Consider the following 23,325-nt stretch of genomic DNA (forward strand, 5'->3'; position numbering starts at 1 on the left):
GCACACACCACCAGGACGACAGTGATGAAGTTCACCCGGATTCATCTGGCACTCGTTGCCGCGACGAGCATGACCCATGGAGTGGTCATGGCAGACACCAGCGACAGTGACGTCGGGACCATTGGGGTACAGGGCAAGGCAACCGCGGGGGGCGGTTACATGGTCCAGGAAGAGAGCGCGAAGGGCCGCTCGACCATCACCAAGGAAGCGTTGGACAAACAGACCGCCACCGGCAACGCGATCGACAAGCTCAAGTACACCCCGGGCCTGAACATCTCCAGCGAAGACAACACCGGCCTCTCGGGTTTCCGCTTCACCATGCGCGGCATGAACTCCGACCAGGTGGGCATGTCGGTGGACGGCATGCCGATCAACGACTCCGGCAACTACGCGCTGTACTCCAACCTGTTGGGCGACCCGGAAAACATCGACCAGATCTTCGTGACCCAAGGCTCGTCGGAAGCCGACGGCCCGCACATCGGTTCCAGCGGCGGCAACATCGGCATCGTGACCATTCGCCCGACCAAGGAAACCGGTGCCTTCGTCAAGCAAGTGGTCGGCAGCAACGCCACCCGCAAGACCTTTGCCCGCCTCAACACCGGTGAAGTCAACGGCCTGAGTAACTGGCTGTCGGCCTCCCACACCGAAGGCCAGATGTGGCGCGGCTCGGGTGCCGTGCGTGCCGACAAGGTGGAGTGGAACAGCTTCTTCGACGCCGGCAACGGCAACACCGCCAACCTGATCCTCAAGTACCACGAGCAGGACAACAACAGTTACAGCCAGTTGACCAAGGCCCAGTTCCAGCAGTACGGCCGCAAGTACGACCCGTACCCGGCGACACCGGCAGTGGGCGCCAATGGCAAGGTCAGCAGCTACTACGACCTGGCACAGAACCCGTTCCAGACCTTCACCGCCGTGCTCAACACCCAGTACAAGCTGAGCGACAACCTGTCCCTCTCGGTGATCCCGTATTACTACTACGGTAACGGCAGCGGCGTGGGCTCCTCCGCCTATGCGCTGAACAGTGGCTCGAACAAAGGCGGCGTGTTCGACCTCGGCAACCTGCCGACGCAGGCCCAATACAACGCCGACGGCTCCTCGACCACCGGCGTCTACTACCGCCCTTCGCGCACCCAGACCTGGCGCCCGGGCATCACCACCAAGCTGAACTGGGACCTGGGCGACCACAGCCTGCAATTCGGCTACTGGTACGAACGCGCCCGCCAAAGCCAGACCCAGCCGTTCATTGCCCTCAAGAACAATGGCAAGCCGAGCGACACCTGGCCGGACGGCAACTCCGTGGTCGACGCCAACGGCAACACCGTGCAGGGTCGCGACCGCTACACCGTCACCCCGGCGCAAAAAGTCTGGACCCAGGACACCTGGTACATCAACTCGGACTGGACGCTGATTGCCGGTATCGCCTACATGAACGTCGAGCGTGACGGCACCAACCACGGCAGCCTCACCGAACAACCGGGCAAGGCCAGCCAGACCTACAACAAATTACTGCCCAACGCCGGCCTGAAATACCAGCTCGACGAGCGTGACCAGTTGTTCTACAGCCTGTCGCGCAACATGCGTATTCCGCAAAACTACGTGCTGTACGACAAAGGCGTCGGCTCCCTCGACTCCAAGCCGGAACTCAGCTGGAACCAGGAACTGGGCTGGCGCTACACCGGCGAAGACAGCACCCTCGCCGCCACGCTGTTCTACATGCAGTTCAAGAATCGCCAGCTCACCTCCCTGGACAGCAACGGTGATTCCGCCGATATCAACGCCGGCACCGTCATCAACAAAGGCCTGGAGCTGGAGTGGAGCGGCAAGCTGCCGCACAACTTCAACTACTACACCTCCTACACCTACACCAGTTCCAAGCAGCAGGATGACCTGACCGTCTACAGCGCCGGCAAGCCGATCGTATTGCCCACCAGCGGCAAGCAGTTCGCCAACGTGCCGACCAACATGCTCGCAGCGAACATCGGGTATGACGACGGGCGCTTCTACGGCACTTTCGGCGGCAAGTTCACCAGCAAGCTCTACGGCGACCTGACCAACGACGAAGCCATCTCCGCCCGCACGATTTTCAACCTCGGCGCCGGTATCTACCTGCCGGTGGACAAAAAAGTGGTCAAGGACGCAACCCTGCGCCTGAACGTCGACAACCTGTTCGACAAGAAGTACCTGGACGGCGTGTACACCACCAAGACCAACTCGGCGAGCTACAGCGGTTTCCGCGATGGCGACCCGGCTTACATCGTTGGCCTGGACCGTACCGTCACGGTTTCCCTGGAAGCGAATTTCTGATTAATCACCTGAGAGGAAAACACTCATGGACATGAACCTGCTTCACCAAATTACCTTTTATGTGATGTACGCCGCGCTGGCGATTGCGATCTTTATCACCATCGAACGGGGCATCTACTTCGCCTACGTGCGTCGCCAGGCCCGCGCGCTGACTGAAGTGCTCGGCGCCAACGTGCACAGCGAACGCGACCTGCCGGAAAACCTGACCCGCCGCGACAGCCTGCCGCTGAGCATGGTGCTGCCGATCCTCGCGCAGAAGGCTTCCCATGGTTCGCGCAAAGACCTGGACGACGAAATCGAAACCCAGTACCTCAAGACCCGCGCGCCGCTGTCCCGCAGCCTGTGGATCATCGAAACCATCACCACCGCTGCACCGCTGCTTGGCCTGCTGGGCACCATCCTCGGCATCATCGACACCTTCAAGGCGCTGGCCAGTGCCGGCGTGTCCGACCCGGGCCAGATTTCCGGTGGTATCGGTACGGCCTTGTTCGCCACCGGCCTGGGTATTGCCATCGCCCTGTTCTGCGTGGTGTTCCACAACTTCTTCCAGGACAGCCTGGAACGCATCAACGACCAGCTGAAAATCCTGCTGATCCGCGCCGCAACCGGTGCCCGCGTACAAGGTGAAGTGCCGCACCTGGTGCCGACCCCACTGCATAGCCGCACTGCGTGACCTTTCAGGGCGGGCGCCGTTTGCGCCCGCCCTTCCTTTTTGCCCGATGAGACGCCTATGTCCATATCGCTGAAGCTACGTATCGCCGGCCTCGCAGGCCTGCTCCTCAGTCCGCTTGCCCAGGCGGACTTTTCAATTCCGGGGTTTGAGTTGGTGCACACCGTGCCGGTGGACACACAATTGGGAACGGCGGACCTGCGCCAACCCGGCCCCGTGTGGATCGGGCTGTTCGACGGCGCGAAAAGTCGCATCGACATCGGCCAGTTTTACGCGGCGGACCATCCTGGCTCGGTGATGGACACGGTGATTGAACACCTGGAGGCCGCCGGCAAACGCGGGGTGAAAATTCGCTTCCTGCTGGAAGAAAAAGGCGTGCGGCTGTCGGAAGCTTCCACCCTGGAACGCCTGAAAGCCATTCCCAACCTGACCTTCCGCATCCTGCCCTACGGCAAGCTGAGCGGCGGGATCATCCACGCCAAATACATGGTGGTGGACGGCAAGCAGGCGTTCATCGGCAGCCAGAACTTCGACTGGCGCTCGCTGGAGCATATCCACGAGACCGGGCTGCTGATCAGTGATGCCAACGTCGTCGCCCAGACCCAGGCGATCTTTGACCAGGATTGGCAGGCCCAGGCGGCGCTGACCGATAACAAACCCGTCGCCTTGCCCGCCGCAGGGGCTCTACCTGCGCGCACCGGCAACTATCTGGTAGCCAGTCCCCAGCGTTACAACCCGCCTGGCGTGGGCGATTCACAACTGGAACTGCCGCGCCTGCTCGGCGAGGCGAAAAAGGAAGTGCGGGTGCAACTGCTGGACTACGCCCCCCTGTCCTACGGGCCCGACAGAACCCGGCCGTACTATGCGGTGATCGACAACGCGTTGCGTGCGGCGGCGGCGCGCGGGGTGTCGATCAAGTTGATGGTGTCCAACTGGAACACCGAAGCGCTGGAATTGCCGTACCTGAAAAGCCTGGCAGTGCTGCCGAATGTCGAGGTCAAGATCGTCACCCTGCCCGAGGCCAAGCAAGGGTTCATTCCCTATGCGCGGGTGATTCACAGCAAGACCATGGAGATTGACGGGCAAGTGGCGTGGGTGGGCACCAGTAACTGGCTGGGGGGTTATTTCGATAACTCGCGCAATCTGGAAGTGGTGATGCGCAGTGAAGCAATGGCCAAGCGCGTGGGAGATTTACACGAACAGCTGTGGGATGGGCCGTATGCCAAAGCGCTGGAAGTGACAAGCGAGTACCCGCAGCCGCATCCGGGCAAACCTTGAACCCTTGCCCGCAAACGGCATGACTTTGCGGGCAATGTCACATTGCCAGATATGAATGTTGCACTTTTCCGCCGTTACGCTGACCAACACTGCATATTCGCCGATCAATACTCAGGGATGGAGAGCAGGGAATGAACAACACACGCAATGGACTGTGCGGTGCCGCGCTGGCTTGGGCGGCCCTCGGGCTCGGCGGCTGCGCCAACTCGATGACCACCACCGGTGAACCGGGGGTGAAGATGGGCGACAGCTATGAGCACGTGCTTGCCGTGGTCAGCCGCAACAATACGGTGACCAGGCAAGTCGACGGGAAGGGATTCCGGGCCGAGGGGTATTCGGCGATGTTCAAGGATTGCCGCTCCAAGTACTTCATCTTCCAGGGCGCCGACGGCCTGCAACAAGTGCGCTTTGAACCGGCGCCGCAGTTGTCGCCCAGCCAGAACTGCCGCCCGTCATGAGGGCGTTACGGGTTGCCCCCGCCCTGCTCCTGATACTGCTCACCGGCTGTGGCCAGGTGTATAACGTCCGCTCCCTCAACACCGCTTATACCGCGCCGCCGTCCGCCGAGACGGCGCGCTTGCGCATTATCAGTGACGGCATGGTGCGCGCGGTGCCCGGACGTGATTGCCTGGACTGGAATGTGCCGGGCGCCGGCGTGATGGTGTCCGCCAAATCCGGCTTCGCCGATCGCAATGGCGCAAGCCTGGGTATGCCGGGGCCGATTTATACGTGGGACGGTGCAGTGTCGTCCGAACTGGTGATCCCGGCAAACACGCCCATCGCCTTTCATTACCTTGGGTTACCGAACGTTGGGCGGCAATGTTTCAACACCATGACCTTTATCCCCAAGCCCGGCATGGATTACATGGTGCGCGCATCCCTGTCCCGCAGTTGTGCGTTCGAGCTGGCGGAACTGCCGAAGGGTGCCGAACGATGGAGTCCGATTGAACCGACGCCGTCGGGAAGGCTGTCGATGTGCCACGCGATGGATAACTTCTAGGGATTCAGGTGCGACGTGGGTCGAGGCGTTGCGCCCCGACCCATAAAAAATCCACAAACAAAAACGCCGATCATTGCTGATCGGCGTTTTCGTTAAATATGGAGCGGGAAACGAGACTCGAACTCGCGACCCCGACCTTGGCAAGGTCGTGCTCTACCAACTGAGCTATTCCCGCAAATGGCGTCCCCTAGGGGACTCGAACCCCTGTTACCGCCGTGAAAGGGCGGTGTCCTAGGCCACTAGACGAAGGGGACACGCTACTGAAACACATGGTGTGTATTTCAGTGCCCAGAGATTAAATCCGAAGATTACGCCCTGGTTTCACTCAGTGCCGCCCGAGAGCAACACTGCTTAAATTTGGAGCGGGAAACGAGACTCGAACTCGCGACCCCGACCTTGGCAAGGTCGTGCTCTACCAACTGAGCTATTCCCGCATATGGCGTCCCCTAGGGGACTCGAACCCCTGTTACCGCCGTGAAAGGGCGGTGTCCTAGGCCACTAGACGAAGGGGACACACGTACAACATTCACTCCCTACCGCGTTTCGCTGTGTGCTTTACGCTGTAAGTGGCGCGCATTCTATGGATGGATTGGGAGGTCGTCAACCCCCAAGGATAAATTTATTTAAATCAATGACTTCGCCGTGGTTTACGGGGGTTGCAAGGGTTTCTCGCCGTCCAGGCTTTGACGCCTATATTCTGGCGTTCGACAAGGCGCTATAGTTCGCTGCAGCAAATGATGGCAATGTGCAGCTACGCAGGGACTGCCTCGCTATATAGAAGAAACTACTGACGCAACTGGTCGCTCAGTCCTATCCGGCCAGTGCCCCAGTCACTACACTTCAACGCAAACCCTATAAAGAGGTCACACCGGTGACACCACTCATGATCACCCTGCTGGTAATAGCCGGGATCGTAATACTGATCGCCATTGGCTACATGAACCACGTGGTGGAAAACAATAAGCTGGAAAAGAACCGGACCCGGATCGAACTCAATGACCGGCTGCGTCGCTGCGGTGAAATCACCGAGACGTTCCCAGGCCAGCTGATGACGCCGCGACTCAAGTTGCTGCTGACCCGCCTGGAGCTCAACGTCAACCAGCGCCTGCTGAACCTCGACAGGTCCAACGCCGCCCTCAAGGCACGTATCGCCGAACTCAACGCGCTGGTGGCCCAGGGCGAATCGATCCCGGTGAACAACCCGCCGGCCCCGATCCAGACCGAAGCCAAGGCCAAGGATGTGCGCTTCCTGCTGGAAGCCTTGCATGGTCAGGTGACCCGCGCGGCCCAGGACGGTTTCCTGCCGACCAATGAAGCCAAGCACTGGATCAAGGAAATCCGCCATATCCTGGTGCTGCTGCACATCGAGTTCTTCAACAACCTGGGCCAGCACGCGCTGCAACAGGGCCAGCCGGGCCAGGCACGCCTGGCGTTCGAGCGCGGTGTGCAATACCTGCGCAAGCAGCCGGAGCCGGTGGTGTATAGCCAGCAACTGCAACTGTTGGAGAAACAACTCGCGCGCGCCAACTCCATGGTGCTGACCAACATCCAGCCAGCTGAAGACGAGGTCAATGAATTGACCGAAGGCCTGAAAGTGGTCGATGCAGATGCGGACTGGAAAAAGAAAGTCATCTACGACTGATCCCCTGCCAGTGTGGTGAGCGGGGCAAGCCCACTCACCACATGCCATCACTCTGCACCTATCCCCCGCCCCATGAATAGCGTAAAAAAGGCCCCCTCTCTCCGTTAACGAAAAGGGCTTTGCCATGCCTGTCGCGCTTATCGATGGACAACCGCTGCACTACCTCGACCAGGGCACCGGCCCGGCCGTTCTCCTCGGTTCCAGCTATCTGTGGGACAGCCAGATGTGGGCACCGCAGATCGAAGCCCTTTCGCAACAGTACCGGGTGATCGTCCCGGAGTTATGGGGCCACGGCGAGTCCGGACCGCTGCCTGCAAACACCGCCTCCCTGGACGACCTTGCGCGCCAGAACCTTGCCCTGCTGGATCATCTGGACATCGCCCGGGTCAACCTCGTGGGTTTGTCGGTCGGCGGCATGTGGGGCGCACGCCTGGCACTGCTCGCACCCGAGCGGGTCAACAGCCTGGTGCTGATGGACACACACCTGGGCGCCGAGCCGGAAGCCACTCGCCAGTATTACTTTTCGCTGTTCAAGATGATCGAAGACGCCGGCGCCATTCCGGAACCGCTGCTGGATGTGGTTGCACCGATCTTCTTCCGCCCCGGCATCGACCGGGAATCGGCCCTGTATCAGGACTTTCGCAACACACTGAAAACCTTCCCCAAAGAGCGCCTGCTGCAAAGCATCGTGCCCCTGGGCCGGATTATCTTCAGCCGCGCGGATGTGCTGGAACAGCTTTCGCGCCTCGACGCCGACACCACCCTGGTGATGTGCGGGGAGCAAGACAAGCCACGCCCACCGGCCGAGTCAGAAGAAATGGCGGCCTTGATCGGCTGCACACTGACGTTGATCCCGGACGCCGGGCATATCTCCAGCCGGGAAAACCCGGACTTCGTCAATGAAGCCCTGCTGACCTTCCTCGCCAACCACGCCTGACCGCCCTGCCCTTTGATCACCGCAGGCGAGCGGTGGTCAAAGGCGGAAGTGCCCGACCATCCCCTTAAGCTCCGTGCCCAACTGCGCCAGCTCAATGCTCGACGCCGCATTGCCCTGCATGCTCAACGCCGATTGATCGGCACTCGCACGGATGCTGGTGACGCTGCGATTGATTTCCTCGGCCACCGAGCTTTGCTCTTCCGCCGCCGCGGCAATCTGCTGGTTCATCTGCTGGATCAACGACACGGCCGCCGCAATGCTGCCCAGGGCGCTTTCGGTTTCCAGGGCATCACTGACCGCCAGCTTGACCAGCTCGCCGCTCTGTTTGATCTGCTGCACCGAAGACTGCGCCGCGCTGCGCAGGGTGCTGACCAGCCGCTCGATTTCCTCGGTGGATTGCTGGGTACGCTTGGCCAGCGCCCGTACCTCATCGGCCACCACCGCAAAACCACGGCCCTGCTCACCCGCCCGCGCCGCCTCGATGGCCGCATTCAGGGCCAGCAGGTTGGTTTGCTCGGCCACGCTTTTGATCACCTCGAGCACGGTGCCGATATTCTGGATTTCCGCACTCAGGCTTTCGATGCTGGTACTGGCAGAGGCGGCCGAACTGGCCAGCAACTCGATACGCTGCAAACTCTGGCGCACCACCTGCTGGCCGCTGTCGACTTTGTCATCCGCCGTCTGCGCAGCCTGGGCCGCTTCCTCGGCGTTGCGCGCCACATCGTGCACGGTGGCGGTCATCTGGTTCATCGCCGTCGCAACCTGCTCGGTCTCTTCCTTCTGATTGCTGACCTCGACGTTGGTCTGCTCGGTCACGCTGGACAGCGAATGAGCGGAACTGGCCAGTTGTTCGATACCCGCCTGCAACCCGCTGACCATGCTGCTCAGGCCACCGCTCATTTGCTGCATCGCAAGCATCAACTGCCCCATCTCATCCCGACGGCTGACCTCCATGCGACCACTGAGGTCACCGGCAGCAATCTGCTGGGCTACTGCAGTCACGCTGCGCAGCGGGGCGACGATCAACCGGGTAATGATCCATGCGGCAATCAGCCCGACCAGCAAGGCCAGGGCTGAAGAGCCAATGATCAGCAGCGCGCTTTTCTTCAACTGCGCCTGCATCGACAGGTCTTCTGCGTCATACGCCTGGTTGACCCGCGTCACCACCTCGGCGGCACGCTCGTGCAACTGCTTGTAGACAACCTTTTCCTGGGCCAGCAGGCCGGTGTACTCGCCGAGTTTTTCGCTGAAGGCCGCGATATGCCCTGACACTTCGTTCAACACGGTTTGATAGCCGGGGTCCTTGACCGTGGTTTTCAGCTGTTCAACCTGAGCCAGGGCCTGGTCAGCCTGCTCGATCTTGCCTTGCTCGGCGTTCTCGTCATCGCCCTTGCGGCTTTGATCCAGGCGCACGTGCGCTTCGTTCATGGCTTGCAGCATCAGGCGCGAGACCTGGCTGACCTGCCCGGCCTGCTCGATAAATTCCGCGCCTTCCTTGCCCTGGCTTTCCTTGAGGCCATAGGCGCCGTCGTCCGCCAGGCCGGCCTGCAACACATCGAGGTTGTTGGCCACACTGGAGACCGACCAACTGGCCATTTCCAACGCCAGGTCCTTGGTCTGGGTCAGTTCGACAAACTCGTCGAACGCCTTGCGATAGGCCGCCAGCGCCTGCTCGACATCATTCATCACCGGGACATTGGCGGGCGACTGGCCCTTGAGAATCACCGCCTGGGCGGCCAACGCGTCGACGCTTTCGTGCAAGGCGTCTACCGACTTGGGGTCAGCATGCAGCGCGTAGTCCTGCTCGATCAGGCGCACCTTGAGCAGGCCGCTGTTGAGCGCAGACATGGCTTTAAGGCCCTCGAAACGCTGGCCGACGGTTTGCAGCGACCACACGCCAATCGCGGCCACGAGCGCCGTCAACAGCAACACCAAGGCAAAGCCCAAGCCCAGTTTCTTTGCCATACCGAGGTTGGCAAAACGTCGTTGCGCGGCAGAAATCATTGCACTTGAGTCCTCTTGCAATGGCGAATGCCATCAAGCCCGGTTTCGATGCAGCGAGATTCGCAACCCCGGGGCACTGAACACAAGAGTTTGGCGCCACAATAATGGCAAAAAGCTACATCCTCGTCGTTTTCAGAATGGTAGAGGTCGATCCTGCTGGGCCCATCGCCCTGAACAACGCGAGGGCACGTTGATCAGCAGCATAGGCCACGTTGATGCGCAGCCAGTCACTGTGTTCGCCCGTCGGGCTGAAAAGCGCCCCCGGCGACAGCAACACCCCCAGCCGACGAGCCCTTGCCTGCAGCGTCGAACGGTCGCCCATCCCAGGACGTGCCCACACAAACATGCCACCCGCCGGCGCCGCAAACACCTCCCACTCCTCGTCTTCCAGCACCTGCAGGGTCATGGCCATTTCCGTGCTCAAGCGCCGCCGCAAGCGTTGCACCCACTTGCGGTAGGTGCCATTGGCCAGCAACGTGGCCACCACCGCCTCGGCAAACCGCGACGTGCCGATGCCGGTCAAGGTCTTGACCCTGACCAGTTGCGCGATGATCGCCCCGCTGGCCGTGAGATACCCCACGCGCAGGGCACTGCTGAGGGTCTTGGAGAAACTGGAGATATAGATCACCCGGTCCTCGTGGGGCAACGCCGACAGCCGGGTGCAAGTGGCAGGTTGCAGATCGCCATAGACGTCTTCCTCGACAATGAAGAAGTTCTGGGAATGGGCCAATCGCAACAAGTGCTCGGCCACCTCCAGGGACAGGCTGGTGCCAGTGGGGTTGTGATACAGGCTGTTGATGAACACGCACTTGGGCCGATGCCCGCATAACAGCGCCTCGAGTGCAGGCATGTCCGGGCCGCCGCGCGTGCGCGGCACTTCCAGCAGTTTGACCCCGTGAAAGGCCAGTTGCCGGTACAGGTTGCCGTACCCCGGGCTTTCCACCACCACGGTGTCGCCGGCCTTGAGCAGCGTACGGATCAGCAGGTCCTGGGCGTGGCTCGCGCCTTGGGTGGTCAGGATATGGTCGACCCGGGTCGCCACGTGGATGTGGGACAGGCGCTTGAGCAGTTGTTCACGCAGGGCCGGCAGCCCCAGCGGCGTACTGTAGTTGAAGACGGCGGCGGTATCGGTGCGGGTGACTTCACGAATCGCGTAGCTGATGTCATCGCTCTCGCGCCAGGTGTCCGGCAGCCAGCCGCAGCCCAGTTTCAGTTCACCCAGTTGATTATCGATGAAAGTACCCCACCCCGACTCGGCGCCTTCATACCATGGGTTTTCGCTACTCAGGCCGCGTTCGGCGGGTGGCTGGGCCACAAAGAAACCCGCGCCTTGCCGTGAGGCCAGCACGCCTTGGGCAACCATCCGCTCGAGCGCTTCGATGACGCTGGACTGGCTGAGCAGGTTCTCGTGGGCCAATTGCCGAACCGAGGGCAACCGCGTCCCGGGGCTGACCCCGCTTTCGCGAATCCAGGCGGCCAACGCGCTGACGATTTGCTGCACTACCGGTACAAGGGCTTGTCGATCGATCCCTAAATCCATGAGCCACTCACTTAAACTGTTGTCATTTAACCCAAACCAGTTAAGCACAGAAGCTCGGCGACAGCCGTGGCCATTTTTTATTAAATTATTGATTTAATTGAATTATTTACCTGCTGATACACATTCAGCCAAGGCATCTGGCCACCTGCGGAAAAGCCCCACAGCGCCTCCAACGCTTTTCTGAATGGCATCAGCGTCAGTTCCTAAATAGCGGTCGCACCACCGTCTACCGCCAAGGCCTGGCCCGTGGTAAATGCGGCGCCGTCGCTGCACAAATAAAGCACCGCACTGGCGATTTCCTCGACCTTGCCAATACGCCCGACCGGGTGCATGGCGGCGGCAAATTCAGCTTTGCGCGGGTCAGCTTCATAGGCCCGGCGGAACATATCGGTGTCGATCACGGCCGGGCACACCGCGTTGACGCGGATTTTCTTTTTCGCGTACTCGATCGCCGCCGACTTGGTCAGGCCGATCACCGCGTGCTTGGACGCGGAATAGATGCTCATCTTCGGCGCCGCCCCAAGGCCGGCCACCGACGCGGTATTGACGATAGCGCCGCCGCCCTGGGCCAGCAGCAACGGCAATTGGTACTTCATGCACAACCACACGCCCTTGACGTTGACGCCCATGATTGCGTCGAACTCGTCCAGGCTGCCGTCGGCCAACTTGCCCTTTTCGATCTCGATCCCGGCGTTGTTGAAGGCATAGTCCAGCCGGCCATAGGTGACCACGGTCTGCTGCATCAACTGCTGCACATCCGCCTCAAGGGTGACATTGCAACGCACAAACACTGCCTCGCCACCGGCCTGATGAATCAGCGCCACGGTGCCCTCGCCGCCCGCCACGTCCAGGTCGGCGACTACGACTTTCAAGCCTTCAGCGGCGAATGCCAGTGCAGTGGCGCGGCCAATGCCGGCGGCTGCACCGGTCACCAGGGCGACCTGGCCGGAAAACGTCATGCTCATGGGGATGTCCTTCGATGGGGATGCTGGATGACCTCAGTCTAGCCAGAGCGATGATAGGCGCGTCAGCACTATCAAACGCCCGGTTGGCGAACCATGAGCCGCAGTGATAACTCTACCGGCCTCACTATCATCACAGTGGATCGAGGGGCATTCGCAGGTGCCCCGGACCTTGCCGGTGCGGCCTTAAGGGTCTATCACTCAAGGTCCACTTCTCAAGAGTCCCTGCCATGACTGCCCAGACCAACCGCCAATTCCTGCTCGCCAAACGCCCGGTCGGCGCTGCCACGCGGGACACCTTCACCTACCAGGAAGTACCGGTGGGCACGCCCCAGGACGGGCAGGTGCTGGTGCACAACGAATACCTGTCCCTGGACCCGGCCATGCGAGGCTGGATGAACGAGGGCAAATCCTACATTCCGCCGGTGGGTATCGGCGAAGTCATGCGCGCCTTGGGCGTAGGCAAGGTCATCGCCTCGAACAACCCGAAATTTGCCGTGGGTGACTACGTCAACGGCGCCCTCGGCGTGCAGGATTACTTCCTCGGCGAACCGCGAGGTTTCTACAAGGTCGATCCGAAACTGGCACCGTTGCCACGCTATTTGTCTGCGCTGGGGATGACCGGCATGACCGCCTACTTCGCCCTGCTGGACACCGGCGCGCCCAAGGCCGGCGACACGGTGGTGATTTCCGGCGCAGCGGGTGCGGTGGGCAGCATTGCCGGGCAAATTGCCAAGATCAAAGGCTGCCGCGTGGTGGGCATTGCCGGCGGTGCCGACAAATGCAAATTCCTGGTGGATGAGCTGGGTTTTGATGCCGCCATCGACTACAAGAACGAAGACGTGCACGCCGGCCTCAAGCGCGAGTGCCCAAAGGGCGTGGACGTGTATTTCGATAACGTTGGCGGTGACATCCTTGATGCCGTGCTCAGCCGCCTGGCGTTGAAAGCCCGCGTGGTGATTTGCGGTGCCATCAGCCAGTACAACAACAAGGAAGCCGTCAAAGGGCCGGCCAATTACCTGTCATTGCTGGTCAATCGTGCGCGCATGGAAGGGTTTGTGGTGATGGACCACGCGGCGAACTTCGCCGCTGCCGGGCAGGAGATGGCCGGCTGGATGGCTCAGGGCAAGCTCAAGAGCAAGGAAGATATCGTCGAAGGGCTGGAGACGTTCCCGGAAACGTTGATGAAACTGTTCAACGGCGAGAACTTTGGGAAGTTGGTATTGAAAGTCAGCTGACACACCGCAGATCGTTCTGTGGCCACTATCCATGTGGGAGCCGGGCTTGCCCGCGATAGCATCGCCTTGGTGTCACAGAAACACCAGTCGCCTGCATCGCGGGCAAGCCCGCTCCCACATTTTTTACCGCGCCTGGTTTCAGGCGATCTCGGCAACCACCGCCGCCAGCGCCTTGGCCGGGTCGACCGCCTGGCTGATCGGGCGACCGATCACCAGGTAATCGGAACCGGCGTCCAGAGCCTGGCGCGGGGTCAGGATGCGACGCTGGTCGTCCTGGGCGCTGCCCGCCGGGCGAATCCCCGGGGTCACCAGTTGCAGCGACGGGTGGGCGGTCTTCAGCGCCTGGGCTTCCAGCGCCGAGCACACCAGGCCGTCCAGGCCGGCCTTTTGCGCCAGGGCGGCAAGGCGCAGCACTTGTTCCTGTGGCTCGATGTCCAGGCCGATGCCGGCCAGGTCTTCACGTTCCATGCTGGTCAGCACGGTCACGCCAATCAGCAGCGGCTTGGGGCCTGTACGCTGATCGAGCACTTCACGGCACGCAGCCATCATGCGCAAACCGCCGGAGCAGTGCACATTGACCATCCACACGCCCATTTCGGCGGCGGCCTTGACCGCCATCGCGGTGGTGTTGGGGATGTCGTGGAATTTCAGGTCGAGGAACACCTCGAAGCCCTTGTCACGCAAGGTGCCGACAATTTCTGCGGCGCAACTGGTGAACAGTTCCTTGCCGACCTTGACCCGGCAAAGCGTGGGGTCCAACTGGTCAGCCAGCTTCAGTGCGGCGTCACGAGTGGGGTAATCCAGGGCGACGATGATAGGAGTCTGGCAGACGGACATTGGAATGGGCTCTCAGGCAAGTCGAAATCGGCGCGGATTGTAGCGCAAGCGGCGGGTTTGCGGGATCCGATGATCGGTAATTCGCGATTTACCCGCCAGATTGCGGGCTCCCGGACAATTGTGTCAAAACAGATACATTCCCGACATGCCTGCAATACCCCCGAAGACTAGCCTCGCACACGTGAACCACCGTACAGAACTTCCAGCCCCGGGGCTGGGCGCCTATGCTGAACGCAACAACCTCGCCGCCGACCTTCGGCCCGGCGGCCCACCAGGTAGATGATCGCACCATGCAAACCCTGACTCCTGTGCTGAATGACGATCAAAAAGGCTCGCTTGTGGGTGAAGACAAGCGCTGGAACACCCGCGCACTGATCGTCGACGACGACGTGCCGATCCGCGAACTGCTGATCGATTACCTGGCGCGCTTCAATATTCTCGCCAGCGGCGTGACCGATGGCGCGGCCATGCGCCAGGCCATGCAAGCCGAAACCTTCGACGTAATAGTGCTCGACTTGATGCTGCCGGGTGAAGACGGCCTGTCGCTGTGCCGCTGGCTGCGGGCTGAATCGGACATTCCGATCCTGATGCTCACCGCCCGCTGCGAACCCACCGACCGCATCATCGGCCTCGAACTGGGGGCCGACGACTACATGTCCAAGCCCTTCGAGCCCCGCGAGCTGGTGGCGCGCATCCAGACGATCCTGCGTCGGGTGCGGGACGACCGCACCGAGCAACGAGCGAACATCCGCTTCGATAACTGGCGCCTCAACAGCGTACTGCGCCAACTGGTGGCCGACGATGGCCTGGTGGTGCCGCTGTCCAACGCCGAATTCCGTTTGCTGTGGGTATTTATCGAGCGCCCGCGCCGGGTGCTGAGCCGCGAACAACTGCTGGATGCGGCCCGCGGTCGTTCCATTGAAGCCTTTGATCGCAGCATCGACTTGCTGGTCTCGCGCCTGCGCCAAAAACTCGGGGATGACCCCAAGGCGCCGCAATTGATCAAGACCGTGCGCGGTGAAGGCTACCTGTTCGACGCCCGGGATATCGGCTGATGCGCAACGCCTTCAACACCCTGTTCGGGCGGCTGTTCGGTGTGTTGCTGGTGGCGATTGTGCTGGCCCACGTGCTGGCATTTTTCTGGTTTCACCACTACGGCCCGCCGCCGCCACCGCCCCACGAGACGTTCATCGAGCAACCGGACGGCACCCTGACGTCCATGCCCAAGGAGCATCGCCGCTCCTGGTTCGGCGGGCCGGTGGTGCCGCTGACCTTCCAGTTCTTCTCGCTGATCATTGCGGCCTGGTACGGCGCCAAGCTGCTCAGCCGGCCGATCCAGCGTTTGAGCGCCGCGGCCGAGCGCCTGAGCCTGGACCTCGACAGCCCGCCGCTGAACGAGTCCGGCCCCCGGGAAGCACGGCAGGCGGCGTCGACCTTTAACCTGATGCAAAAGCGCATCCGCGAACAGGTCACCCAGCGCGCCCGCATGCTCGGCGCGGTGTCCCATGACCTGCGCACGCCGCTGTCACGGCTCAAGCTGCGCCTGGAACAGATCGAAGACACCAAGCTGCAGGGCCAGATGCGCCAGGACCTGGACGACATGATCGGCATGCTCGACGCCACCCTGAGCTACCTGCACGAGCAGCGCACCAGCGAAACCCGGCATTGGCTGGACGTTCAGGCGCTGGTGGAATCCCTGAGTGAAAACGCCCAGGACCGCGGCTCCGACGTGCAATGCAGCGGTGAATGCGCGCCGCTGCAGGTGCAGCCGATGGCGTTGCGTTCGTGCCTGAACAACCTGATCGACAACGCCCTGCGCTATGCCGGCACGGCACGCATCGAACTGGCGGACACCCCGCAGGCGCTGGTGGTCAAGGTGATCGACCATGGCCCCGGAATTGCGGCGGATAAACGTGAAGCGGTGTTTGAGCCGTTTTATCGGCTGGAAGGCTCACGCAACCGTAATTCCGGCGGCGTGGGGTTGGGGATGACTATTTCCAAGGAGGCGGTTGAGCGCCTCGGTGGACGGCTGAGCCTGGAGGAAACGCCAGGCGGTGGCCTGACGGCGGTGATGTGGTTGCCGAGGGCGTAGGCATCATTCCTGCGCCCTGTTCCCCCTTACTGTTCGGCTTTATCTTCCCGCCGCACCTGAGCCTGGCTGGCGCTCCAGTCCGTCAATAGGCTATACGCCACTGCCAGCAATGTCGGGCCGATAAACAGGCCGATAAAACCGAAGGCGATCAACCCGCCAAACACCCCCAACAGCACGATCACCAGCGGCAGGTTGCCGCCACGGCTGATCAGGTACGGCTTGAGCACGTTGTCCACGCCACTGATGATGAACGTGCCCCACACCCCGAGGAACACGGCGTAGGTGTAGTCGCCCTTCCACGCCAGCCAGGCCGTGGCGGGAATCCACACCAATGGCGGCCCCATGGGAATCAGGCTCAGCAGGAACGTCACGATGCCCAGCACCAGTGCCCCCGGCACCCCGGCAATCAGGAAGCCAATCAGCGCCAGCACCGCCTGGGCAGCCGCCGTACCGATCACGCCATTCACCACGCGTTGCACGGTGCCCGCCACCAGTTCGATGTAATAACCGGCACGTTCGCCGATCAAGCGCTCCAGCAAGCGATGCACAAACATCGCCAGTCGCGGGCCGTCACGGTAGAAAAAGAACACGAACACCAGGCTCAGGGTCAGCTCCAGAATCCCGCCGCCGATCTGCGCACTGCGGGCCAGCAACCAGTTACCCACCTGCCCCAGGTACGGCTTGAGGGTGACCATAAGCGCCGCGCCTTGCTGGTCGATGCTGTCCCACATCGCCACCAACCGCTCGCCGACAAAAGGGATGGAGCCAAGCCAGGCCGGCGCTTCGGGCAAACCATCCACCTGAATATCCTTGATCAGGCCCACGGCATCGCGCACATGATCTGCGAGGTTAAAGCCCAGCCATACCAGCGGCAACGCCACCAACAGCATCCAGACCAGGGTCAGGATTCCGGCAGCCAGGGACTCACGCCCGCCCAGCCAGCGGGTGAGCAAACGCATCACCGGCCAACTGGCAAACGCCAGCACCGCGCCCCAGAACAGCGCCGACCAGAACGGCGCCATCACCCAGAAGCTGGCACCGAACAACACCAGCAGCAGGATTTGCACCAGCAGGCGATCGTTATTGAGCATGTGGTTTCTCGAAAAGAAGTCTGTAAGAGGAAGAGCTTAGGCGAACGGCACGGGTCCGTTCGCCCTGGAACGGTCAGCGTATCAGATGCAGGTGCAAACCCTTGGCTTCGGCGGTGCCGGTTTCCAGGCGGGCCGCGCGTACGCCCTGATCGATCAAGCCCTGGCGCCATGCCTCAGCGGTAGGCCCGGTCAAACTGACCCGCAAGGTGGCGTCCAGGTTCAATCCACGGGAAATCAGGGTGAGCCAGGTGGCGTCAGGTTCGGCGCCGAGCTTGGGGAAGTCCAGCTCGCCGGTGCTTTTCAGCTCCCGCAGCAGCGTGGCGGAAGTCGGCAGCAAGTCGCCCAGCGGTGCGCTGGCGTCCAGTTGCTCCACATGCAGATACGCCCGACGGTTGCCCCGGGTGATGCCGTACAGCGCGACCAGGGAATTGTCCTGAGGCGCCGCCAGGCGCAGCAACAGGTATTCCTGTTGACCATCGGCGCCTACCAGCTTGGCGTTGCCAAACACTTCGTTGGCCCACAGGCTGCTTTCGCCGCAATCCCGGGCCTGGCACCAGAACAGCAATTGCGCGCCCTGGGCCTGCAAGGCCTCACGGGTGGCGGTAAAGGCGGCGCTGGAGGTGTGTTCGGCAGGCAGTTCGTAGGTAATGGCCGTATTCAGCCCACGGGCGGTGGCCTGGCCTTCATAGCGCAGCTGGCCGCTGATCTTGCGGATCGAGCCCAGCGGGTAGATGCGTTCTTTTTCTTCGGCGGGGCGGTAGTCGACGATCTGCGCGTCGACCTGACGGGCCACGGCGGGCAAGTCCTGGCTACCCGGTACGTCGGCGGCGAACACCAGCGGGCTGAAACAGCACAGCCCCAGAATACGGATAAATCCCTTCGGCATACTCATCGGATCAGTGCGCCCTGGCCATTGGGGTGCGCTGCGGTGCTGAGATCGTTCATGGTTGACTCCCTTTCGATCCGCCCAGCCTCGGCAGTTGACCCCGCCAAGTCAAGGCGTGGAGAAGAACCGATTGAAACAGTCTGCAACAAGGGTAGCGCCCGGCTCGTCATTCAGGTGCAAATGATGGCCACCGGGCAAGGTAGTCACCTGGAACGGAAGCCCGGAAAGCAATTCGGAATGTTTCGCCAGCATGCCGTCTTCGGCGACCACCAGTTGTGTCGGACAGCCGACCCGGCGCACGAAGGCCATCGCCTGTTCTTCTGTCAGACGCATGGGGGAAGCCAGGGTCAGACGGCTGTCACTGCGCCAGGTGTAACCGCCCGGCACCGGCATAAGGCCACGCTGGGCCAGCAATTCCGCTGCTTCGCGACTGACTGCCACCACGCCTTTCATCCGCGCTTCCACCGCACGATCAAGGGTGCTGTACACCGGTTTGCGCTTGTCTTGCAGGGCCAGTTGCGCCTGCAACGCCATCCCAAGACGTTCGGCGGCGTTATCGGCAGTGCCGGTCGGCGGGATCACGCCATCGATCAATCCCAGGTGCGTCACCCGCTCCGGCAAGGCACCGGCCAACACCAGGGAAACGATGGCACCGAGGGAGTGACCAAGTAATGCAAAACGTTTCCAGCCCAGTTGTTCGGCCACTTGCAGCACATCGTGGACGTAATCCCACAGGGAATAACCCGCACCGACGGGTCGATGGGCCGAGTGACCATGGCCGGCCATGTCCAGGGCGACAATGCGCAGGCCATCAAGCTTCGGCGCCAGGCGCGCAAAGCTGTTGGCGTTGTCCAGCCAGCCATGCAGGGCGATGACCGGCAGGCCGTCTTCGGGGCCAAACAGATGCGCCGCCAACTCGATGTGCGGCAGGGCCAGGCGGACTTCTTCGACGGGCGCGGTCATGCGCAACTGCGCTCGCGCTGGCGGGCTTCCCAACGGGCAAACAGGTTCTTGATCAAGGTGGCGGTGTCCTGGGGGCGCTCAAGGGGAAACATGTGGCCGCCGGGCATGGTCAGCATTTCGCCCATGGGCATGCGCCCCACGCCGCTGGCATGGTGACGCATCACCACCCGGCTCTGGCGGCCGCGCACCACCGCCAGCGGCACCTTCAATTGCCGGACCTGGCCTGGGCTGGTGTGGGGCACGCCACGGTAGATGCTGATTTCGGTGGCCGGATCAAACCGCAGGCGCAGGCGATCACCCACCGGCTCCAGGCCATGTTGCAGGTAAGCATCGAAACATTCGGGATCAAAACCGCGAAACAGGGTTTTGCCGGCAAAGTACTGGCGCGCTGCCGCAAGGTCGGCGAACTCTTCACGACGGCCGAGGGTGCGACCCGCCGGGGTCAGCCGGTCGATAAAGCCAAAGCGCTTGGCCGCGCGAATCACCCAGCGATCGGCCAGGGTGAGTACCGGCGAATCAAGCATCACCACCCCGCGATACAACTGCGGGCAGCGCATGGCCGCGTGCAGGTGCAGCACGCCACCCAATGAATGGCCCACACCCCACACCGGCTCCGGCTGTTGTTCAAGGTGGTGGATCAGTTCGTCCACCAGGTTCTGCCAGTTGTCATCCACCGGAAATCGGGGGTCGTGGCCGTGCTGCGGCAAATGCGCGACGGCGTACTCCGGGGCCAGGGCGGCAAACAATTTGCCGTAGGTCGCCGACGGGAAGCCATTGGCGTGAGCAAAAAACACGTGCTGCGACATACCTGATCCATCACCGTAAACAGAGCGTTGATTCTCCCCAGACCGGGCAGTCACGGCAATGACTGTAACTGCCAGGAATGATGACACTCACGCCATGCCTATCGTGCCGGCGGGTTCTCGCCCAGCGGCACCACCGCCATGGTCAGGCGCGATACGCAGCTGGCCTTGCCTTCATCGCTGGTCAGGCGGATATCCCACACATGGGTGGTGCGCCCGATGTGAATCGGCTTGGCCACCGCCGTCACCCGCCCGCTGCGCAAACCGCGCAGGTGGTTGGCGTTGATTTCCAGGCCCACGCAGTAGAACTTGCTGGCGTCGATGCACAGGTAACTGGCCATGGAGCCCACGGTTTCCGCCAGCACCACCGACGCGCCGCCGTGCAGCAGGCCGTAGGGTTGATGGGTGCGGTGGTCGATCACCATGCTGGCGGTCAGGGACTCGTCGTCAGCGCTTTCAAAGCGAATATCCAGCACTTCACCAATGGTGTTTTTCTGGATCGCATTGAGTTGTTCGATATTGGGTTGGGTGCGCCACAGGCTCATTGATCAGTCCTTATTGGTGTTATGTCAGTGCTCAATCCTGCCACAGCACGGCCTCGGAGCGCTCGCTCCAGGCCTGAAACTGCGACCCGTAAACGGATTCGATCACGTTGCGCTTGATTTTCAAGGTCGGCGTGAGAAAGCCGTTTTCCACCGCCCAACTGTCTTTCACCACCACCAGTTGGCGCAAGCGTTCATGTTTATCCAGCACCTGGTTAACCTCTTCCAGCAAGCGCTCAAGACTCCCCTGCAACGCCTGGCGCCCTTGGCCTGTCGTATCTTGCAAGCCTCCTGCGGATAACACGCACAAGCCTATGGGCGCGCTCAAGCCATCGCCCACCACGCACACCTGTTCGATGCGCACATGCTCGGCCAAACGGTTTTCAATCGGCGCCGGGGCCACGTATTTGCCTTTGCTGGTCTTGAAGATCTCCTTGAGCCGCCCGGTCAGCCGCAAACGCCCATCGGCGCCCTGCTCGCCTTTGTCACCGGTGCGCAGGAAGCCGTCCGCGGTGATGGTCTCGGCGGTTTTTGCGGGGTCCTTGAAATAGCCGAGCATGGTCGCGCCGCTGCGCACCTGGACTTCACCGTCATCACCGATGCGCACTTCAACATCCGGGCATGGCGGGCCGATCCAGCCGAGTTTCTGTTGGCCGGGGCGGCATACGTGGGAATAGCCGCAGCTTTCGGTCATGCCATAGACCTCCAGCACATCCAAACCCAGCCTGCGGTACCAGAGCAACAGCGCTTCAGGCACCGGGGCTGCGCCGGAGATCGCTACACGCACTGCGTCCAGGCCCAGCCCGGCGAGAACCTTGTGCCCGACGCGCTTGCCAATAAAGGGCAGGCGCAGCAGGGTGTCGAGACGGCTTGCGGGCATTTTGCTGTAGACGCCCATCTGGAATTTGGTCCAGATGCGCGGTACGCCGAACAACGCTGTAGGCCGTGCCCGCTTGAGGTCGGTAAGAAAGGTGTCGAGGCTCTCGGCGAAAAATACCGTTTGCCCGGTGTAGATCGAGGCCATTTCCACAAACATGCGCTCGGCCACGTGGCACAGCGGCAGGTAGGAGAGCAGGCGATCGCCCTCCCCCAGGCCGAACAACTCAGTGCCGCGGATAGCCGCAAAGGCCAGGGCGCCGAAGCTGTGCATCACGCCCTTGGGCAGCCCGGTGGTGCCGGAGGTGTAGATGATGGTGGCCAGGTCGGACGCAGCCGGTGCGGGGTTGTCCTGGATGGGGGAGCAGGCTTGCAGGTCGGCCCAGGTGAAATCGAACTCACCGTCGGGGCACAGCGGCAGGCTGATGGTCGGCAGATCGGCCTTCACTCCGGCAGACATGGCCGGCCAGTCGTCCAGCTTGCCGATAAACGCCAGGGCGGCTTCGGAGTGCTCCAGTACGTGGGCCACGGAGTCGGCGGTGAGGTTGGGGTAGAGCGGCACCGAGACATGGCCGGCCATCCAGATGGCGAGGTCGGCGATGATCCAGTGGGCGCAGTTTTTCGAGATCAGGGCAATGTGGGAGCCCTGGGGCAGCTCACGGGCTCGCAACCAGTGGGCGGCGCAGCGGGCCTGGTGGCCGGCTTCGGCCCAAGTGAGGGTTTGCACCTCCCCGCCCTTGATGGGTTGCACCAGGAACCGTTGGCGCGGGTGTCGCGCTTCACGTTCAAAGAAGACCTGCAACGGCAAACGAAAAGCGACAGACATGGACGCGCTCCTGTGTGTTCCGATGGTAGCCAACCAAGCACTTGCTTGGGCGGACTATTTCATGGGAGCGCAGGGGGTGCAAGTTCTGAAGTTTCGGGGGTATATCCGTTGCTGCGGTCAGGGCTGATATGGGTTCCGCCCTTACGGCGGCTCACTTTTGAACAGCGCAAAAGTAAGCAAAACGCTCTTGCCCCACCACTCGGCACCTCGCCTAGGCTCGGTGTGCCCTCTCTCCGGCTTTGGAGCGTGGGCCGCCGCGATGGGCCATCCTTGGCCCAGCGCGGCTAACCCGGCGTCCTGCCGGGTTACCCACGCTCCAAAGCCTGCGTTCGGCCAGCGTGGTTTAACGGGGCGCCTAAGATCAAGATCAAAAGCAAGATCAAGAACACAGCGGCCTACAGGCCGGCTTGAGTGGTGTGAAGCAAAGGCAAAAGCAAAATCAAAATCTAAAGCGGGCACGGTCCAACTGTAGGAGCTGGCTTGCCTGCGATGGCATCGCCTCGGTGTACCTGAGAGACCGAGTTGTCTGCATCGCAGGCAAGCCAGCTCCCACAGAAAAGCAGCGCTGCATTAGTTTCAGATTTGGTTTTCGCTTTTGATCTGGCTTCTACCACTCAAGCCGGCCTGTAGGCCGCTGTGCTCTTGCTTTTGATCTTGATCTGACTGCCCCAATAAGCCCGAGGCCGAACGCAGGGATTGAGGAGCGGGTAAACCGGCAGGACGCCGGTTTAGCCGCGACGGGGCAGGGACGCCCCGTCGCGGCGGCCCGCGGAGCAATGCCGGAGTGAGGGAACACCGAGCCTAGGCGAGGTGCCGACAGGCGGGGCAGAG

At 61.8% G+C, this 23,325-nt stretch carries 20 protein-coding genes and 4 tRNA genes; 10 read left to right on the forward strand and 14 right to left on the reverse strand.

All coding sequences use genetic code 11. The features are described from left to right. Positions 1-24: 24 nt before the first annotated feature. The 5 genes from P3C29_RS30450 (at position 25) to P3C29_RS30470 (ending at position 5,255) form a co-directional block, all read left to right on the forward strand. On the forward strand, positions 25-2,307 hold the full coding sequence (locus P3C29_RS30450; RefSeq protein ID WP_010166358.1) for a TonB-dependent receptor: 2,283 nt from the start codon (positions 25-27) through the stop codon (positions 2,305-2,307). 25 nt (positions 2,308-2,332) lie between these two features. After that, positions 2,333-2,980: a MotA/TolQ/ExbB proton channel family protein gene (locus P3C29_RS30455; RefSeq protein ID WP_010166356.1), complete on the forward strand. Its 648-nt coding sequence runs from the start codon at positions 2,333-2,335 to the stop codon at positions 2,978-2,980. 57 nt (positions 2,981-3,037) lie between these two features. Then, on the forward strand, positions 3,038-4,255 hold the full coding sequence (locus P3C29_RS30460; RefSeq protein ID WP_275966232.1) for a phospholipase D-like domain-containing protein: 1,218 nt from the start codon (positions 3,038-3,040) through the stop codon (positions 4,253-4,255). A 131-nt stretch (positions 4,256-4,386) separates the two neighbouring features. After that, positions 4,387-4,713 carry a hypothetical protein gene (locus P3C29_RS30465; RefSeq protein WP_201124975.1) on the forward strand — a complete coding sequence of 109 codons (327 nt, stop codon included), beginning with the start codon at positions 4,387-4,389 and terminating at the stop codon, positions 4,711-4,713. Then, a complete protein-coding gene (locus tag P3C29_RS30470) occupies positions 4,710-5,255 on the forward strand; it encodes a hypothetical protein (RefSeq protein ID WP_169385901.1) in 546 nt (181 codons plus the stop codon). The genes P3C29_RS30465 and P3C29_RS30470 overlap by 4 nt, the downstream gene beginning before the upstream one ends. 99 nt (positions 5,256-5,354) lie before the next feature. On the opposite strand, the gene P3C29_RS30475 is transcribed toward P3C29_RS30470, so the two are convergent. From P3C29_RS30475 to P3C29_RS30490, 4 genes are all read right to left on the reverse strand, one after another. After that, positions 5,355-5,430 (reverse strand) — tRNA-Gly (locus tag P3C29_RS30475). Positions 5,431-5,433: 3 nt separating this feature from the next. Beyond that, positions 5,434-5,509: transfer RNA gene (locus P3C29_RS30480), tRNA-Glu, on the reverse strand. Between the two features lie 104 nt (positions 5,510-5,613). Then, positions 5,614-5,689, reverse strand: a tRNA-Gly gene (locus P3C29_RS30485). Between the two features lie 3 nt (positions 5,690-5,692). After that, positions 5,693-5,768: transfer RNA gene (locus P3C29_RS30490), tRNA-Glu, on the reverse strand. Between the two features lie 370 nt (positions 5,769-6,138). Between P3C29_RS30490 and P3C29_RS30495 the strand changes: the two genes are divergently transcribed. Continuing rightward, on the forward strand, positions 6,139-6,897 hold the full coding sequence (locus tag P3C29_RS30495; protein ID WP_275966233.1) for a hypothetical protein: 759 nt from the start codon (positions 6,139-6,141) through the stop codon (positions 6,895-6,897). 124 nt (positions 6,898-7,021) lie between these two features. Continuing rightward, entirely contained in the window at positions 7,022-7,834 is an 813-nt protein-coding gene (locus P3C29_RS30500) for an alpha/beta fold hydrolase (protein ID WP_275966234.1), read from the forward strand. A gap of 36 nt (positions 7,835-7,870) precedes the next feature. Here the strand turns inward: P3C29_RS30500 and P3C29_RS30505 are convergent, their stop codons facing one another. From P3C29_RS30505 to P3C29_RS30515, 3 genes are all read right to left on the reverse strand, one after another. Then, positions 7,871-9,838, reverse strand: coding sequence for a methyl-accepting chemotaxis protein (locus P3C29_RS30505; protein WP_275966235.1), 1,968 nt, complete (start codon positions 9,836-9,838; stop codon positions 7,871-7,873). A gap of 115 nt (positions 9,839-9,953) precedes the next feature. Further along, a complete protein-coding gene (locus P3C29_RS30510) occupies positions 9,954-11,378 on the reverse strand; it encodes a PLP-dependent aminotransferase family protein (protein ID WP_275966236.1) in 1,425 nt (474 codons plus the stop codon). Positions 11,379-11,581: 203 nt separating this feature from the next. After that, entirely contained in the window at positions 11,582-12,343 is a 762-nt protein-coding gene (locus P3C29_RS30515) for an SDR family oxidoreductase (RefSeq protein WP_275966237.1), read from the reverse strand. Between the two features lie 227 nt (positions 12,344-12,570). Here P3C29_RS30515 and P3C29_RS30520 point away from each other — a divergent pair, with 227 nt between their 5' ends. Then, on the forward strand, positions 12,571-13,578 hold the full coding sequence (locus tag P3C29_RS30520) for an NADP-dependent oxidoreductase (RefSeq protein ID WP_076015253.1): 1,008 nt from the start codon (positions 12,571-12,573) through the stop codon (positions 13,576-13,578). 138 nt (positions 13,579-13,716) lie between these two features. On the opposite strand, the gene pyrF is transcribed toward P3C29_RS30520, so the two are convergent. Then, positions 13,717-14,415, reverse strand: a complete 699-nt coding sequence (pyrF, locus tag P3C29_RS30525) for an orotidine-5'-phosphate decarboxylase (protein ID WP_275966238.1) — start codon at positions 14,413-14,415, stop codon at positions 13,717-13,719. Positions 14,416-14,705: 290 nt separating this feature from the next. Here pyrF and P3C29_RS30530 point away from each other — a divergent pair, with 290 nt between their 5' ends. Both P3C29_RS30530 and P3C29_RS30535 read left to right on the forward strand, forming a co-directional pair. Beyond that, entirely contained in the window at positions 14,706-15,470 is a 765-nt protein-coding gene (locus P3C29_RS30530; protein WP_201126221.1) for a response regulator, read from the forward strand. Continuing rightward, positions 15,470-16,507: an ATP-binding protein gene (locus P3C29_RS30535; RefSeq protein ID WP_275966239.1), complete on the forward strand. Its 1,038-nt coding sequence runs from the start codon at positions 15,470-15,472 to the stop codon at positions 16,505-16,507. The genes P3C29_RS30530 and P3C29_RS30535 overlap by 1 nt, the downstream gene beginning before the upstream one ends. A 26-nt stretch (positions 16,508-16,533) precedes the next feature. Here the strand turns inward: P3C29_RS30535 and P3C29_RS30540 are convergent, their stop codons facing one another. The 6 genes from P3C29_RS30540 to P3C29_RS30565 all read right to left on the reverse strand — a co-directional run bounded on the left by P3C29_RS30540 (position 16,534) and on the right by P3C29_RS30565 (position 22,494). Further along, positions 16,534-17,598, reverse strand: a complete 1,065-nt coding sequence (locus P3C29_RS30540) for an AI-2E family transporter (RefSeq protein WP_010166331.1) — start codon at positions 17,596-17,598, stop codon at positions 16,534-16,536. Between the two features lie 73 nt (positions 17,599-17,671). Beyond that, positions 17,672-18,490, reverse strand: coding sequence for a DUF4892 domain-containing protein (locus tag P3C29_RS30545; RefSeq protein ID WP_029615735.1), 819 nt, complete (start codon positions 18,488-18,490; stop codon positions 17,672-17,674). Positions 18,491-18,592: 102 nt separating this feature from the next. Next, positions 18,593-19,447: an alpha/beta hydrolase gene (locus P3C29_RS30550; protein ID WP_201124980.1), complete on the reverse strand. Its 855-nt coding sequence runs from the start codon at positions 19,445-19,447 to the stop codon at positions 18,593-18,595. Beyond that, the gene (locus P3C29_RS30555; protein WP_275966240.1) at positions 19,444-20,253 is read right to left on the reverse strand and encodes an alpha/beta hydrolase; all 810 of its coding nucleotides are present in this window, start codon (positions 20,251-20,253) and stop codon (positions 19,444-19,446) included. Before P3C29_RS30555 ends, P3C29_RS30550 begins: the two co-directional genes overlap by 4 nt. A 98-nt stretch (positions 20,254-20,351) precedes the next feature. Then, a complete protein-coding gene (locus P3C29_RS30560; RefSeq protein ID WP_010166324.1) occupies positions 20,352-20,795 on the reverse strand; it encodes a hotdog fold thioesterase in 444 nt (147 codons plus the stop codon). Positions 20,796-20,826: 31 nt separating this feature from the next. Beyond that, positions 20,827-22,494 carry an AMP-binding protein gene (locus P3C29_RS30565; RefSeq protein ID WP_275966241.1) on the reverse strand — a complete coding sequence of 556 codons (1,668 nt, stop codon included), beginning with the start codon at positions 22,492-22,494 and terminating at the stop codon, positions 20,827-20,829. Positions 22,495-23,325 lie beyond the last annotated feature (831 nt).

This window comes from Pseudomonas sp. 1912-s, assembly GCF_029269205.1.
In the GTDB taxonomy this organism is placed as follows: Bacteria; Pseudomonadota; Gammaproteobacteria; order Pseudomonadales; family Pseudomonadaceae; genus Aquipseudomonas.

Coding starts and splice junctions, on each gene's coding strand:
- P3C29_RS30470 (WP_169385901.1), top strand. CDS start 4,710: ATGAGGGCGTTACGGGTTGCCCCCGCCCTGCTCCTGATACTGCTCACC.
- P3C29_RS30515 (WP_275966237.1), bottom strand. CDS start 12,343: ATGAGCATGACGTTTTCCGGCCAGGTCGCCCTGGTGACCGGTGCAGCC.
- P3C29_RS30495 (WP_275966233.1), top strand. CDS start 6,139: ATGATCACCCTGCTGGTAATAGCCGGGATCGTAATACTGATCGCCATT.
- P3C29_RS30450 (WP_010166358.1), top strand. CDS start 25: ATGAAGTTCACCCGGATTCATCTGGCACTCGTTGCCGCGACGAGCATG.
- P3C29_RS30520 (WP_076015253.1), top strand. CDS start 12,571: ATGACTGCCCAGACCAACCGCCAATTCCTGCTCGCCAAACGCCCGGTC.
- pyrF (WP_275966238.1), bottom strand. CDS start 14,415: ATGTCCGTCTGCCAGACTCCTATCATCGTCGCCCTGGATTACCCCACT.
- P3C29_RS30540 (WP_010166331.1), bottom strand. CDS start 17,598: ATGCTCAATAACGATCGCCTGCTGGTGCAAATCCTGCTGCTGGTGTTG.
- P3C29_RS30560 (WP_010166324.1), bottom strand. CDS start 20,795: ATGAGCCTGTGGCGCACCCAACCCAATATCGAACAACTCAATGCGATC.
- P3C29_RS30505 (WP_275966235.1), bottom strand. CDS start 9,838: ATGATTTCTGCCGCGCAACGACGTTTTGCCAACCTCGGTATGGCAAAG.
- P3C29_RS30530 (WP_201126221.1), top strand. CDS start 14,706: ATGCAAACCCTGACTCCTGTGCTGAATGACGATCAAAAAGGCTCGCTT.
- P3C29_RS30535 (WP_275966239.1), top strand. CDS start 15,470: ATGCGCAACGCCTTCAACACCCTGTTCGGGCGGCTGTTCGGTGTGTTG.
- P3C29_RS30510 (WP_275966236.1), bottom strand. CDS start 11,378: ATGGATTTAGGGATCGATCGACAAGCCCTTGTACCGGTAGTGCAGCAA.
- P3C29_RS30550 (WP_201124980.1), bottom strand. CDS start 19,447: ATGACCGCGCCCGTCGAAGAAGTCCGCCTGGCCCTGCCGCACATCGAG.
- P3C29_RS30555 (WP_275966240.1), bottom strand. CDS start 20,253: ATGTCGCAGCACGTGTTTTTTGCTCACGCCAATGGCTTCCCGTCGGCG.
- P3C29_RS30500 (WP_275966234.1), top strand. CDS start 7,022: ATGCCTGTCGCGCTTATCGATGGACAACCGCTGCACTACCTCGACCAG.
- P3C29_RS30455 (WP_010166356.1), top strand. CDS start 2,333: ATGGACATGAACCTGCTTCACCAAATTACCTTTTATGTGATGTACGCC.
- P3C29_RS30565 (WP_275966241.1), bottom strand. CDS start 22,494: ATGTCTGTCGCTTTTCGTTTGCCGTTGCAGGTCTTCTTTGAACGTGAA.
- P3C29_RS30545 (WP_029615735.1), bottom strand. CDS start 18,490: ATGAGTATGCCGAAGGGATTTATCCGTATTCTGGGGCTGTGCTGTTTC.
- P3C29_RS30465 (WP_201124975.1), top strand. CDS start 4,387: ATGAACAACACACGCAATGGACTGTGCGGTGCCGCGCTGGCTTGGGCG.
- P3C29_RS30460 (WP_275966232.1), top strand. CDS start 3,038: ATGTCCATATCGCTGAAGCTACGTATCGCCGGCCTCGCAGGCCTGCTC.